The organism is Maribacter arenosus, from assembly GCF_014610845.1.
Lineage (GTDB): Bacteria > Bacteroidota > Bacteroidia > Flavobacteriales > Flavobacteriaceae > Maribacter_A > Maribacter_A arenosus.
Window position 1 is genome coordinate 62,383 of record NZ_JABTCG010000002.1, and the last position, 15,284, is coordinate 77,666.

General features: G+C 38.6%; 13 protein-coding genes. 3 read left to right on the top strand and 10 right to left on the bottom strand.

The genetic code is table 11. From position 1 onward, the window contains the following. Positions 1–22: 22 nt before the first annotated feature. Genes HPE63_RS05270 through HPE63_RS05280 form a run of 3 tightly spaced genes read right to left on the bottom strand, consistent with a single transcriptional unit; the run spans position 23 to position 5,775 of the window. On the bottom strand, positions 23–1,282 hold the full coding sequence (locus HPE63_RS05270) for a serine hydrolase (protein WP_188313217.1): 1,260 nt from the start codon (positions 1,280–1,282) through the stop codon (positions 23–25). A gap of 31 nt (positions 1,283–1,313) precedes the next feature. Next, complete coding sequence (locus tag HPE63_RS05275) at positions 1,314–2,852, bottom strand: carbon-nitrogen hydrolase family protein (RefSeq protein WP_188313218.1); 1,539 nt, start codon at positions 2,850–2,852, stop codon at positions 1,314–1,316. Position 2,853: 1 nt separating this feature from the next. Continuing rightward, positions 2,854–5,775 carry a PEP/pyruvate-binding domain-containing protein gene (locus HPE63_RS05280; protein WP_188313219.1) on the bottom strand — a complete coding sequence of 974 codons (2,922 nt, stop codon included), beginning with the start codon at positions 5,773–5,775 and terminating at the stop codon, positions 2,854–2,856. 30 nt (positions 5,776–5,805) lie between these two features. Between HPE63_RS05280 and HPE63_RS05285 the strand changes: the two genes are divergently transcribed. After that, positions 5,806–6,558: an SET domain-containing protein gene (locus HPE63_RS05285; protein WP_223198060.1), complete on the top strand. Its 753-nt coding sequence runs from the start codon at positions 5,806–5,808 to the stop codon at positions 6,556–6,558. Positions 6,559–6,602: 44 nt separating this feature from the next. On the opposite strand, the gene HPE63_RS05290 is transcribed toward HPE63_RS05285, so the two are convergent. Next, positions 6,603–7,265 carry a beta/alpha barrel domain-containing protein gene (locus HPE63_RS05290; RefSeq protein ID WP_188313220.1) on the bottom strand — a complete coding sequence of 221 codons (663 nt, stop codon included), beginning with the start codon at positions 7,263–7,265 and terminating at the stop codon, positions 6,603–6,605. Positions 7,266–7,677: 412 nt separating this feature from the next. Between HPE63_RS05290 and HPE63_RS05295 the strand changes: the two genes are divergently transcribed. Beyond that, entirely contained in the window at positions 7,678–8,901 is a 1,224-nt protein-coding gene (locus HPE63_RS05295; RefSeq protein ID WP_188313221.1) for a cation:proton antiporter, read from the top strand. Positions 8,902–9,002: 101 nt separating this feature from the next. Next, a complete protein-coding gene (locus HPE63_RS05300; RefSeq protein WP_188313222.1) occupies positions 9,003–11,237 on the top strand; it encodes an APC family permease in 2,235 nt (744 codons plus the stop codon). 43 nt (positions 11,238–11,280) lie between these two features. On the opposite strand, the gene HPE63_RS05305 is transcribed toward HPE63_RS05300, so the two are convergent. The 6 genes from HPE63_RS05305 to HPE63_RS05330 form a co-directional block, all read right to left on the bottom strand. Further along, entirely contained in the window at positions 11,281–11,970 is a 690-nt protein-coding gene (locus HPE63_RS05305) for a hypothetical protein (RefSeq protein ID WP_188313223.1), read from the bottom strand. An 18-nt stretch (positions 11,971–11,988) separates the two neighbouring features. Beyond that, complete coding sequence (gene corA / locus HPE63_RS05310; RefSeq protein ID WP_188313224.1) at positions 11,989–13,056, bottom strand: magnesium/cobalt transporter CorA; 1,068 nt, start codon at positions 13,054–13,056, stop codon at positions 11,989–11,991. A 68-nt stretch (positions 13,057–13,124) separates the two neighbouring features. Next, positions 13,125–13,532: a PepSY-like domain-containing protein gene (locus HPE63_RS05315; RefSeq protein ID WP_188313225.1), complete on the bottom strand. Its 408-nt coding sequence runs from the start codon at positions 13,530–13,532 to the stop codon at positions 13,125–13,127. Between the two features lie 309 nt (positions 13,533–13,841). Continuing rightward, positions 13,842–14,549: a Crp/Fnr family transcriptional regulator gene (locus HPE63_RS05320; protein ID WP_188313226.1), complete on the bottom strand. Its 708-nt coding sequence runs from the start codon at positions 14,547–14,549 to the stop codon at positions 13,842–13,844. Positions 14,550–14,845: 296 nt separating this feature from the next. Then, the gene (locus HPE63_RS05325) at positions 14,846–15,025 is read right to left on the bottom strand and encodes a hypothetical protein (protein ID WP_188313227.1); all 180 of its coding nucleotides are present in this window, start codon (positions 15,023–15,025) and stop codon (positions 14,846–14,848) included. A 54-nt stretch (positions 15,026–15,079) separates the two neighbouring features. Then, the gene (locus tag HPE63_RS05330) at positions 15,080–15,241 is read right to left on the bottom strand and encodes a DUF1328 family protein (RefSeq protein WP_188313228.1); all 162 of its coding nucleotides are present in this window, start codon (positions 15,239–15,241) and stop codon (positions 15,080–15,082) included. Positions 15,242–15,284: the final 43 nt, after the last annotated feature.

Here is a 15,284-nt window from a genome sequence, read left to right on the forward strand (position 1 = left end):
CGATTAATAAGTTAACAAGCCTTTACTTTCGAATTATTTTATCGATATTTCCAGCAAGATACATATGGTCGCTTGCTGAATTTTTGCGCAATACATTGGTCATCAACACGACTATGTATTTACAATTATCTGGATGTTCCACTATAATCACGGAGTTCATGAAATTTGTGACATTGCCCATATACTTACCACAGGCTTCGCCCTTTGAACGATCACATTTGTAAAGACTTCCCGACTTAAAATAGACCGCAGCTTCTTTAAGAGCCGGTGATTGGGCATAACGTATCCGTCGATCGGTCATGTACATCAATCGTTTCATTTCAAGACTTGATTGCTCATCAACCACATTGCCTTGTTCCAATTGAATCAGGAATTTCATAAGTCCAACTGGCGTTCCAATGCTTCCTCCTTTATCGCCCACATAGGTGTTAGCTCCTCTGGTAAAGAAACTGCCCAAACGCCACTCGTCCGCTGAAATACCCAAATCCCGTAAGGGTAGGTTTACCACATCGTTCCCTAAATCGGTCAACTCTTTTCTTGGCGTTGTTTTAAAGTACTCCAAGGCTTGTTCTTCTGTAAGTTCTGGATAATTTTGTCCAAAAGCGGCCATCAGTAATACTTCACGCCACACAATGCTCGCAGCCCCGTTGTTACTGACCGAAAGCATATGGTCGGTCCATTCATAAAGGGAAAAAACGTCACTTGCTATGACCTGTCTTTTAACCAAAGTATTCTTTTCGATATTGTAGATGGGAATGGTATGTTCATCAGTCAGACCCCACACTCCCGCTTTTACCGATTTATTGCGTAATAATTCGGTACGTTTCTCCCAAGAATCTGGATAGATTTTGGCCAGCTGGGTGAACAGTCCGTTTAAAACGGCCAATTTGCCAACGCTTCCGGGTTGATATCCGGCCGTCTCATTTCTACTTGCATACCGAACACTATACGGATTCGAAATATCAAGCACGGTCAACGAATAACTTTTGTCCAAACCCCTGAATAGAGTGCCTATTTCTTTTTGAAAATCTTCATCAGGAATCAAGAAAGCGCCCACACTATCAGCTTCGCGACCATTAAGGTTCAATTGAATCTCACTCCATGATTTCATCGCCCCTTCCGGAATTTTGGCAGCGTCCTTAATCTCCCCATTTTTAATCAGTTCCAATCGTTTCAAACGTTTGATCCCTGTATATTCGTACCCATCTATGGGATAAAATGAAATAGTGGCAAACGAAAAACAAAGTAGTATGCAGATAGTAAATAAAATAGGTTTACTCATATAGGTTAATCTTAAAAATGTCCTTGTTACTTTATGATTTATCTATTACCTTTTTTTTAAGTTCAAAAAGGTCTTTTCTTCTATCCTTTAGATTTCTAACACTACCAAATTGGTTCAGTTCGCGCAATAGGGCAACATCGACATCAGCAATCAATATCATTTCGGTGTTTGTTGTGGCTTCAGCCTTGATTCCGTTTACGGGAAAAGGGAAATCACATGGGGTAAACACCATCGATTGTGCAAATTGTATATCCATATTATGCACCTTTGGCAAATTACCAACACTCCCTGCGATGGCCACATAACACTCGTTCTCTATGGCCCTTGCCTGTGAGCAATGCCGTACCCTAGAATATCCGTTTTGCGTATCGGTTAAAAAGGGCACGAATAAAATATCCATACCTTCATCGGCCAAAAGTCGGCTCAATTCAGGAAATTCGGAATCATAACAAATGAGTATCCCAATTCTACCGCAGTCGGTATCAAAAGTCTTTATTTCGGTACCGCCTTGCATGCCCCAGACTTTTGCTTCATCGGGGGTTACGTGTAATTTCACGTATCGTTCCATGGTACCGTCCCGTCTACAGAGATAACCTACATTGTACAACAGGTCGTCCTTGATTTCTGGCATGCTACCTGTGATGATATTTATATTATAAGAAATAGCCAACTCTGAAAACTTTTGGACAATTGCAGCCGTATGTTTTGAGAGCTCGCGTATGGCTTCCGATTCTTTTAGATGGTTGTTTTCTGCCATCAATGGGGCATTGAAAAATTCGGGGAATAATGCAAAATCGGAACGATAACCCGATACAGCGTCCAAAAAATACTCAGCTTGTTGCATTAATTCATCAAGATTTTTATAGGGCCGCATCTGCCATTGGATCAAACCTAGACGTACGATTGTTTTTTTAACAGCCGCCTTTTTCGGTTTCTTTTGGTAATAGATATTATCCCATTCCAACAACACCGCATATTCGTTTGATGCTTCATCCCCTTCTAAATATCCCTTCATTATTTTTGAAGGATGAAAATCGTTCGACATCTGAAAATTTAGGACCGGGTCATGGATTTCCTTTCTTTTAACCCTCTCTAGATATTCTTTTGGGGTGCATGTATCAGAATATTTGTGATAATTGGGAATTCTACCTCCAAAAATGATTCCCCTCAAATTCTGGCGTTCACAAAATTCCTTACGGTAATCATAAAGCCTTCTTCCCAAGCGCAATCCACGAAATTCCGATTTGATAAAGACATCAATACCATATAACACATCGCCATCGGGCATATGGGTATCAAACGTATAGTTGCCAGTTACCTCATTATAAGTATGTGGTCTATCGAACTCATCATAATCTACAATTATCGATAAAGCGCAACCTGCCAATTGTCCATTAACCTTGATCACCACCTGCCCTTCAGGGAATTTCTTGATTAGGGCTTCTATGGTTTCTTCCCCCCAGTAGGAGTTGGGCATGGTTGAATATGCCTCGATCATAGCTGTTTTTAGTTGTTGATAGTCATCAATGGTTAAAAATTGGAGCTCAATGTTTTCTATGCTATTAATCATCTTATAAATTTGTGGTAAGTACTATTTCCTTTTTCTTATTGATTTTCGGGGTGATGGATTCTAAATAACCTGAACTTAGCGCTTTCTTATTTTCTACAAATGGGCGTATTTGAAACAACCACAATTTATTGTCCTTAAAACCAAGTTCTACATCATAAGCCCCTTCATAATCCGATTTTGTGTCCTTCGAGAGTGTTTTTCGAATGGTTTTGGCCAAAGTTCTAATCTCTTGAATATTTTGTCCGTTGAGAACGGCGGTTTCAAAAGTAGCCAATTTCTTCCCGGTTCCCCCCGTAGTGGGCAATGTATTTTGGTAAGGCTCCCTAGCGGGCGCCAAAAGTTGATGACCCCCTTCATTACGGATCAGATAAGATTCAGCAGACTGTCCGTCAACTGCACCTCCTGCGCCCCGACTAAAGGCTATAGTCAGGTCTTTTTCATCACCAGAGCTTATGCCTTTGGTAATCAAGACCCCAGAATAGTCAACGTCAACACTTGGAATGACCAGAATTGAAGGGAATACATTCTCGGGATTCAACAGGTATTTTTGACGCCATTTAAAACTACGTTCGGTATAGGGCGATGCCCATACGTCCTTAATTCCTGCTATGATCTTATCTTTTTCAACGGCATTGAAAATAGTAAGGTTGAGTCCTGCACCAGTAAAATCCTTTAAATCCTCCATATTGGTATCGCTCCTAAGAAAAACAGGAATTTCCCCTATACTTCTTCCCAGAACATCGTTGAATCCCTTTTCAAGTGCAGTGATAAATGTGGGTTGCAGCGGCATTTTTTTAATGGCTTCACGTAAGGTTTCCAATTGACGCAATTGATAGTTTTCAACTTCATTTTCAGATATGGATTGCGCACGCATCTTTTCGGCCTCGGCAAACATATCGTTCAAAAAGGTCCAGTAGGAAACCGTTTGGCCAGGCATGGATTGATCCATGTGGTTTCTGAAAATTCCAAAGGGAATGACCAAACCTTCAACAACATTATCAGGGAACATTTTTTTCAACTGTCCCAGATTGGCAGCCTTTGGACCACATAGTTTTCCTGAATCACTTGCATCAACATTGCGAAGATTTAGGATACTAGCCTCATCTAAACGTATGCTTTCTATCGGCACGGCGATCTTCTCCTCTTTTCGTACCTTTTTTGCAAATAAGGCCCGTTCGTCGGCCGTCATGGTCGACTCCAGTTTTAAAATGACATTGCCCTTGTTTGACACGGCATAAAATACCCTTTCCCCATTGTATTTTTGTAAGTTTTGCAAGTTTTCATCGGAGAGTGCGGCATTGGGTATTCCTAAATTACGGGCCAACAATTGTACATGGGAAACCATATTGCCCTCTGCTACCGTAGCGATACCTGCAATCGGTTTCAAATCCGAGGGTGGATGTTGAAAAACATAAATTTTATCGGATGACACCTCAATATCATCGGGTGACCCCCCGATAACCACCAATTCTCCAAACGCATAGCCGGGATTCAACCCGCGTACAGCGCTTTGATTCTGAATATCGAGTACCTTATTGCTCAACGAAGATTCTTTTGCAATAAAATCTCCAAGTTCCCCAACACTTTTACCTAAATAAAGGGCAATAGATCCCCTTATCTTGTCATCAATAAAACCATAGGCTTTGGGTTCGAAACCCGTATATAGGTTGACCACTTCCTGATAGTTCGCTTTAACCATACTGGCACTCCACTCAACTTGTCCCCTTGCGGTTTCAAGAACGTTCGTCAGTTCTTCCAAAGTTAATTTATCCGTGTCATACGCGTTCAATACCCCTTGAATTTCTTCCCATTCCCAGAGCTCAAGATATCCAGCACCAGTGGTGGCCATGCCCAAATAACAGATTTTGGTCAGCAATTCTTTGACCGTAGGTGTTTCCCATTGTGGTGCGTTTTTGAAAATGATTTCTTCCATCTTCAGCGAAATATCCAACAGTTGCAATCTGGCAGCGGGGTCTTTTACCGTAAGCAATGCCTCCCGGATCTTCAACACTAATTCTGCCGTAGCGGGAATGAGTGTTTCGGGAGCAACTTCGCTACTATTGGCTGTCGCATATTTTTGAATGGCCTCCCCAATTGAGGAATTTTTCAATAATGCCGTTCTGGCTTCAAAAGAAGCTATATCGACGGGCTTATAGTATGCTTTCATAGTCGCCAATAAGCCATCTAGCTGCTTGTTGATCGGCGCAGTGAGTTTAGCGGTGTTCTTCTTTTTGAAATCCACAACTTTGTCGATATCCCCAACCTCTGGTTGCCCGTGGATTTTTACGCGAAGATCCATAAAAGCAGGAAAAATATCCGAAATGACCTTAGATTGACTCCGCATGGCCTGCGCAAGATTATCATCACCGTTATGTGGGAGATCCTTTAACGACTGGCGTATCAAGAAATACTTCTGAATTAGGTTTTTGTCATCTTTTAGGAGCCAATTGTAAAAGTCAATGCCCCAAGCCTCTTCATCTTCGGATTGTACGGCACCTCTATAAAATTGCCCTTTTTGCAGAATCCAACCATTATCAATAGTCCGGAGGTATTTATCGAGTTGATACTGTTTTAGTCGGGAGTGGTTGTTTTCCGCATCCCAAAAATCTTTTTTATCGGTGTAGGCGAGAATCTGACCTAAATAAATATGGTTCTCTTTGGCCAAGGCGACTACCTCGTCCTTATATCGGGCGTGTTGTACCCCGGGCCCAATGTCATCAGGACAAGGATCTTTTGGTTGTCTTATACTTCCATCGGTACAGAACCAACGTATATCTTTATAAGGCCCCCGAATGTCATTTTTGTAAGCCGTAATCTGCTTTGAAATTTTCTCTTTATCCACTGTAATCTGAGCAGCAACCTGAAGTACGGAGAAAACCGAGAATAAAAGAAATTGAAAATAATAAAGTTTCTTAATTGTCATTATAGAATTTTAGTCAAGTATATATTTTTCTTGTTAAAGATACTCTTGATCTTCTTACCAAATGGATTTCAAAACCCAAAAAAAATACACAAAAGAGCAAAAATAGTCTATACAATTCTTAACAACTGCTACCTGAGTAGCAGTGGACAAACGGACTATGATATACTTTTATCGCAATTTACCAATAACAAAATGATCCATCCAGATACCGAAATACAATTTATAAACGACCAAATCGGCTATGGGGTGGTCGCAAAAGCCTTTATCCCAAAGGGTACCATAACATGGGCACTTGACAACTTTGACCGTGAGATTACCAAAGAGGAGTATGCCAATATGGGTATCGAGTATAAATCAATCCTGGATACTTACGCCTATCGTAACAATCGTGGTAATCTGGTCTTGTGTTGGGACAACGCCCGATTCGTGAACCACAGCTTCAACGCAAATTGTTTGACTACGGCCTATAATTTTGAGCTAGCTGTTAGGGATATTCAAATCGGTGAACAATTAACAGATGATTATGGGTACTTGAATATTGATGCGCCTTTTGAGGCAATGGAAGAAGGAACAAAAAGAAAAACGGTATACCCTGATGATTTATTGAAATATCATAAAATTTGGGACAAACAGTTATTGGATTCCTTTCAACATTTTTCAAAGGTAAACCAACCCCTTATGCCATTTATAGACAGAAAGGTTAGGGAACTGGCGATTTTGATAGAGCAGGGGAATTATAAAATGGACTCGATTCTGGAAAATTACTATCATCCAGAATCTTAAGACATAATCACTTTAAGTGGATATCTTTGGCTTATGGGCCAACTTTATTCACTCCGATACTTGTCCATTATCACCTTAAAAAGTTCACCTGTACTAGGAGGTGTATATGAAATTGCATTCGCTCCCGCTTCGATACACTTCATAATGGTTTCTTCAGTTTTACCTCCTGTGGCAAGAATTGCTACATTAGAGTCTATATCCCTAATGAGTTTAACGATATTAGGTGTATTTTCTGCCCCAGAGACATTGAAAATATCGATTCCGGCCTTAATTCTACCTTCAAAATCATCTTTATCGGAAACTACGGTAACGACAACAGGAATATCGATTTTGTCTTTTAATCTTGAAATCAGTTCATTCGGGCTAGGCTTATTGAGTACAACACCCAACGCCCCCTGAAATTCGGCGTGAATTGCAAGCTCTATAGAACGATCTCCTGTGGTTATGCCCCCACCAATACCACAAAAAATTGGTTTGTCCGCGGCAAGAATCAAAGATTGTGAAATCAAGGGTTGAGGCGTAAAGGGATATACTGCAATAATCGCATTGGCATTGGTATTTCTAATAATGGCAACATCGGTAGAAAAAAGGAACGATTTTAAAACTTGCCCAAAAACCCTTATGCCCGAGCATTGATCTATGACTGTAGGCACGGTGACAATATTCTTTCGAAGTTTACTGCCAAATGTAGGTGTTTTGTCCAACATTATTTTTCTACTAATATACGTTGAAAGTTGACTATTTGGCCATGAAACAAGAAATCCATTAAATTATAGAAGGAGAAGGTATTAAACATAAGTTCAATGTGATAGTTCAATGTGATAGTTCTATGCCACAGACGTACTTAAAAGATTTCTACCTAGTATTTTTTTTTTGATGTAGTTCGTCTATCAAAGAAGCAATACCATATGAAGTATATACTGTCCCAATAATAAAAAATATGGTTTTTATCCTCTTTATAAATGTACTAAAAGAAGTAAATACATAATTTGCTTCACATGCAATTAAGGCTTAATTTACATATAGCTAATCGCCAAATAATTTTTGATAGAAAATGAATTGGCATCCTTAAAATAAACCAGGGCACAAACACCTTTTTACTCCTAATATTACCTTTAAATGAAGATTCTTAGCATAAGTCTTGATCCTACAATTGCATTTTTATCCATTTTGGCCATATTGATAATATTAGTGGGTTTGTTTCTTAAAAGACTTAAACAACCTTATATTATCGGTTATATTTTGGTTGGGGCCTTGTTAGGCAAAGATGGCTTGGGATTTATCGAGGACACTGCCACAATCAACCATCTTGGGGAAATCGGCATCATTCTATTACTATTTTTCATAGGCATGGAGATAAGCCTTCCAGAATTTATAAAACAGTGGAAAGTGGCGGCTGTAGGTACATTTTTACAAGTTGGGGCAAGTGTGCTTATTCTATTGGGCATTGGATTTTTTTTCGATTGGCAATTTAAGCGATCCATCATTATAGGCTTTATTATCGCCCTGAGTAGTTCTGCTGTCATCATAAAACTTCTTGCAGATAAAAATTTGGTCAATACAAGAATTGGCAAAAACGTTCTGAGTATTCTATTAATGCAGGATATCATCATAGTTCCTCTATTGATCATAACATCATTGCTGGGAGGTAAGGAAGAACCTTTAGGAAATCTTCTTCTAATGTTAGTTGGAGGTATTGTGATAATAATTGTACTCATGTATATCTACCAGAAAAAAAACATCGTACTCCCATTTTCCAAAAACATAGAGAATGATCATGAACTTCAGGTGTTCCTCGCCATATTCTTCTGTTTCGGTGGGGCATTGATTTCTTCATTTTTTGGTCTCTCAGCGGCACTTGGTGCATTTGTTGGTGGTCTGTTAATGCATGCCTCAAAAGCAACGAAATGGATCTATGATACCCTGGATTCGTTCAGGGTATTGTTTGTTGCCCTCTTTTTTGTTAGCGTAGGCCTACAACTTGATTTTGATTTTGTTTATCAGAACGCTGCGGCAATATCTGCGGTCATCTTTTCGGTGTACGTGACAAACCACCTGATCAATTCGTTAATTTTACGCATATTTTCCTCTCCTTGGAGAGAAGCTGTTTTGGGAGGGGCGTTCTTGGCACAAATAGGTGAATTGAGCTTTTTATTAGGTTTTTCTGCCTTTAACTTGGGTATTATAGAAGATTACACCTACAAGTTTATGATAAGTTTAATATCACTTACCTTAATAATCAGCCCATTTTGGATAACCTTAACAGAGCGATTAATAGCATTTCAAAGAATTGAAAAAATAAAACGATTTAAAAAAACAGTTGAAAAAAATATAGCGGAATGAGTACATAATACTTTGTTACTTCAGATTGGCTTATTTTGCACAACCCATGACGTTCATCTGAAGATTAGAAACCTATACGATACCATTTAGAAAACAGACATATGTCCGACACACTTGCTTCTACAAAATCGAATTTTGGCACACTGCCTGTATTTTTAACGGCTATTTCAACCATTTTGGGTGCTGTAATGTTCCTGCGTTTCGGTTTTGCCGTTGGTTCAGTAGGTTTTACCGGGACTTTGCTTATAATACTTATTGGCCATATGGTAACCTTTTCTACTGCCATGGCCTTGGCTGAGATCGCTACCAACCAAAAAGTTGAGGGAGGAGGGGAGTATTTTATCATTTCCCGTTCTTTTGGAGTCAATATTGGGGCAGCTATAGGTATTACATTATATCTTTCACAGGCCATAAGCGTGGCATTTTATATTATTGCATTCGCAGAAGCCTTCGAAGCCATTAAGCCTTGGGTTGCATCGGAATTCGGTTATGAATTATATGATAACCGTTTGTTCAGTATACCCGCACTTTTAATATTGATTTGGTTAATGGTGACCAAAGGGGCTAATTTGGGAATGAAAGCTTTGTATGTAGTAGTTACGATTCTTGCCATATCATTGGTCCTTTTTTTTATGGGTTCCACCTCCTATTCCGAAACTTTTGACAGCACACTGCTATTTAAAAATATAACTACGGACAAAGGGTTTTTTTATGTTTTTGCCATAATCTTCCCCGCTTTTACGGGGATGACCGCTGGTGTAGGATTATCAGGGGACTTAAGGGATCCCAAAAGGTCAATTCCCATTGGTACGCTATCTGCAACCATTGTAGGAATGATCATCTATGTATTTATCGCTTATAAGTTAGCCTCATCGGCAAGCCCAGCGGATTTGGTCAATAATCAGCTAATTATGGGCCAGATCGCGTTATGGGGGCCAATAATTCCTATCGGTTTGGCTGCCGCCACCATTTCATCGGCATTGGGTTCATTTATGGTCGCGCCAAGAACTTTGCAAGCTATTGGAGGCGATAAGGTATTCCCAAACAGATTTATCAATTTTTGGGTGGCCAAGGGAACCAAAGTCAATAATGAACCGAGAAACGCCACGATTCTCACCAGTGTTATTGCATTGATTTTTGTACTTATGGGAGATGTAAACGCGGTGGCCGAAATTATTTCGATGTTCTTTATGGTTACCTATGGCTCATTGTGCCTAATTTCCTTTATGCAACACTTTGCAGCAGATCCTTCTTATAGGCCTTCGTTCAAGTCTAAATGGTATTTATCGCTTTTCGGGGCTATCATGTGCATCTACTTGATGTTCAAAATAAATACGGTGTATGCCATGGCTGCCATCTTGGTCATGGTCTTGTTATACTTCTATATTACTTATAGAGGTGATAATAAAAAGGGTATGGCCAAAATATTCCAAGGTGTGATGTATCAATTCAGTAGAAAAATGCAGGTATTCCTTCAAAAATCGGAAAAGGAAACAGCCGAAGAATACTGGCGTCCTGCAGTGATATGTTTATCAAAGGAAAGTTTTGATAGGTACAGTGCTTTGGAAATTATGAAATGGATATCGTATCGTTATGGTTTTGGTACCTATATACATTTTGTGCAGGGATATTTATCCAACGAAACAAAGGTCAACGCTGAAAAAAAATTGAAGAAGCTAATAAAAATAGCTTCTGCAAGTAAATCAAACGTTTTTTTGGAAACTATCATATCCCCCTCGAATACTGGCGCCATTGCCCAAGCCATACAGCAACCTGGAATCTCGGGGCAGCCCAATAATACAATGCTATTTGAGTTTAAAAAAGGAGATCGGGAATGGTTGGGAGCTATCATAGAAAACTATAGTTTGTTAAAAGTTGCAGAATATGATTTATGCATCTTGGCGAGTTCTGATAAAGGATTTGGGTATAAGAAATATATTCATATATGGATTCGAAGGGAAGATTATGAGAATGCCAGTTTAATGATTCTACTTTCCTATATTATCTTAGGACATCCGGACTGGAAAAATGGTGAGATAAAAATATTCGCAACATTCCATGAAAAGGATTTAAAACGCGAACAAGAGTATTTAACAGAACTAACCACGAGTGGGCGATTACCAATTTCCGCGAATAATATAAGCGTGCTCCCTATAGAAGAGGGAATTAAAAGAAAAGACTTGATAAATGAGTATTCTGCAGATGCGGACCTTACACTGATCGGGTTTCATGGCAGTATGATGAAATCGGAAAAGGCGATAGAGCTATTTGAGGGATATGATACTATCGGCAATATTCTTTTCGTAAATACTTTGACTTCAAAATTCATCAAATAACCAAATCCCCCATAAATCCAAGCTGTGGTGTTAATCATTAATTTTAGGGTACCTCATCGGCATGGGTACTGGCTTCATAAGCCCCAACATATTTGAAATCCTGAAACCAATAAGAAGATGAAATAATATCAAATAACATTTCATTATCACCGTTTTTCTCGATTTTTAGCTGCCAAATAATATCTTTGGCATCCTTAAACCCTACCCCATCCACTTGCTCTTCGAACAATCTATAGATCAAGGTGTTCTGAGGCATACCCGCTACCAGTAAACGGATCAAGGGTGCTTCGGGAAAGTCCTTAAAGACCAACATTTCATCTTTTTGTGTTGTGGTTACCTTCACTTGAAATTTTACCGCTTCCGGTTTTGGAAATTTCCCATTAAAAGCCACATAAAGTAGTTGGTTAACATTAAAGAAATCTTCGTGCATAGAAAGATCAGCGTATTCTTCCCACATCTTTTCATCGATTATTTCATTGGAAATGTTTTCAACCTGCCCTTTGGTCAATCGACCTTTAAAAACGTATTCCAATACAATTTTGGCAGCATCTTCCGGTTCATAATCAGTCAATGACATCAAGCACATTTCTTTCAGCTCGTCAGATGACAGCTCGGATATATCGGTATAATCCATAATACCCAACATATTAATGTAGTCTTGATCCGTCCAAGAATTGGGCAATTCGTTGATGGTCATAAAATTCAACCGTACAACTTTAAAAGGTGATTTCATATTTTTCGCAACGTTTTACTAAAACCATTTTTTCTTTTTAAAATAAATCAACATGGCCGTGGCCATCACCACCATCACAGCGAGCATAATGAAATAGCTGTATTGAAACTTAAGTTCGGGCAATACCTCGAAATTGGTGCCATAAATACCCGCGATAAAGGTCAATGGAATAAAAATGACGGAAAAAATCGTAAGGAATTTCATGATATCGTTCAACTTACTACTTATAGTGGTATGGTAAAGATTTAACTGGTCGGTTAAAATTTCCCTATAACTATCCGATGAATCGATAGCCTGGTTCATATTATCCAACAGCTCCTTGTAATGTACATAGGTATTCTCGAAAATGAATTCAGATTCCATTTTTGAAAGTGCCAAGATCATTTCCTTGGCCGGTCTGATATTCCTTCTGAGAAAATTCAATTCCCTTTTATAAGCATTGATTTTTTTTATCACCGAAGCGTCTGGTTGGTTTTGGCCTAAGTGTTCTTCCAATACCTCTATTTTCTCGCCGAGCACGCTAATGATATAGATGTAGTTGTCTATAACAATGTCCAAGAGCGCAAAAGCCAGATAATCTGTCCATCCGTTGCGGATTCTTTTCTTCTTTTTTCTGATACGCTCCCTAATCGGCTCGAATACATCACCCTTTTTTTCTTGAAAGGAAATCAAAATCGATTCTGTCAAAATTAAACTGAGGTTTTCAACCGAAATCATTCCGGAATCCTCATTCAATTGCAACATCTTGACGGAGATAAAAATACAGTTGTCAAATTCATGAACTGTTGGCCTGGCCGTCGTATTCATGACATTGGCCATGATTAAATCATCCAAATCAAAGACCATGGCAATTTCCTGCATTAACCCGGGATTATGAAGACCGTCTATATTGAGCCATGTGACCGTCTTTTTTTCTTGATACTTTAAAACTCCCGTTAATTCATTAAGTGCATTTTCCTCTAAGTTCTTAGAATCGAAATCAATTACCCTAATAGTAACTTCTTCCGACTTTTTATCGCCTCTGAATAAAAGTTCATCAGGGGGTAGTCCAATCTCATGCTTCTGTTTTTTTATAAATCGTGCCATATTATTTTAATTATCACGTTCTTTAATTATACGCTTCAAATCAAAATCAGCGCTTATTACAAACCCGATTATAAAATAAATTTCCCTATTATTTCACCTGAGAGATCGTAAAGCAATCTGAATGTGTATCTACCATTATTTAAATTCAGCTCATAAAGACTTCTATCAGGGGTCTGAACATGATAGATTTGTCGAAGCTCTTCCTTATTGGTTTTTTCATCCAAGGTAAGTTGTAATCGTTCCGGGATTTTATCCAAGGACACCAAGGTGACTGTTTCTAACCATTCTCCTTCGCTATTGAACAAAGCCGTGCATTTATTCTTTTTCCATCTAAAATTCACATGCCATTTAAAAACATCGATTTGTTGCCAGAAAATATGTGTTGCCTTTGGAAATTTCAGATTAAACGAACGCTGAACCAAAGGATTCACTATGGTTTTTTTGTATTTGAACAAACGCTTTAATGATATTGACATAATCTAATAGAATTCTCTTTTCAAGGTTAATATTCGATTTGGTTTTTATGCAACTATTCTAGTATTTCATTTGGTAATTCGGCATAGGTCGAAGTAAAGCGATGGGCCTTTAATTAAGTTCAAATATGAAACGGATTTATCGCTATTGTTGAATTCTTCCAGGGCGTTGCCGACAATACCTAACTAAAGGTTATAAAGTTAAGTCATTAGGCCTGTAAGAACAGCTACCTAGGTAGCACATGGATTGAGTCATTTGTTTAGAGAACATGGAATATTGGAGGATTGGTAAAGGAAGTCCCTGATATGGGTTTAAGGAATAAACTTTTCCTCAGCAATAGACAATAGCATCTCTAAATTCTTGACGTTTATCTGTTTGCGACTAACCGAAATCGCGCCGCAACGTTTAAGCTCCTGAATGTGCCTACTGACCACTGCCCTTGTAGTACCGATGAGTCCCGCGATTTCCTCGTTGGGCAGGTTATTGATCAATTCGAGTTTTTGCGTTTCCCCGTTAATGTTCTTTAGCAACAAACTAGAAAGTCTTACCAATGTATTGTGCAGGGTCACGTCCGTGGCAACATCCATAAGCATCCGCATTCTATTGCCCAAATAGTATAATATTGCCTTATGGGCTATCGGATATTCATTGATCCAATTGCGCATTAGATCAATGGGTATTTTTAAGATTTCAGAGTTGTCTAGGGCTTCCCAATAAACATCATGCGGTTTCGTATCCAATAAAGACAGTACATCAAAAACGTCTCCAGCTGACAATACAAAAACCGTATGTTCCCTACCCGTATCCGGATTGGATTTGAACACTTTGATCCTACCGGAAACAATGAAGTGGAAAGTTGTGGACACTTCAGGGCTACTTTTATAGCTTTTAACCTTCCAATGTACGGCAGTCATTAAACCCAAAAGGTCATCGATAGCCTCTACACTTGAGTCTTTAAAAAAACTCGATTGTTGCAAAGTCTTTCGATACTCAGCAAATTGACTATTCTGATTGTCCATCTAAATCTTAAAATTGATGGGTAAGTTAATGAATAATATAGGCAAATCGAAATCCTCTTGGTGCTTGGGGTATTGTTGTACAGTAAACAAATGGTTTGTGCAAAAAATATGAAGTATATTAAATACGATCAATTACATACACTGTCAATTGTCATATCGATTCAACTATAACCATTTAGATTTAATCTGTGAACATTAATAAAATGTAAACCCTTTGAACTCGATTGCCCCTTAGAATAAAAATGCGGATAAACCCTATAAGTCATCCGCACATCTTTACATAGTGGCTAACCCTACTAATTGTCGTCGGTAGCATCATCGATTTCATCTTCGATTTCTTCCACACCTTCTTCCAAGTCCTCACCGACTTCTTCGATGCCATCCTCTATTTTTTCCTTTGTTGTTTTCTCCCTACAGCTAGAAGCTGCGAAGATCGTCATTAAAGTCAGTAACAACATATATACGATATTTTTCATGTTTAAATTTTTAACGATTATTAAAATTCTATTCTGTTTGAAATTTAATAGGTACTAAACTCTTTTTCTTCCAGTAATCAAGGATATTATAAATAGTACAATAAAAATGAAGAATAAGATTTTTGCGATACTAGCAGCACCTGCGGCAATGCCTCCGAATCCGAAAATACCTGCAATGATTGCTAAAATGATAAAAGTGATAGTCCAACGTAACATATTGTTTTTTTTAAGGTTAATATTTTTAATAAGGCAAGCTGTC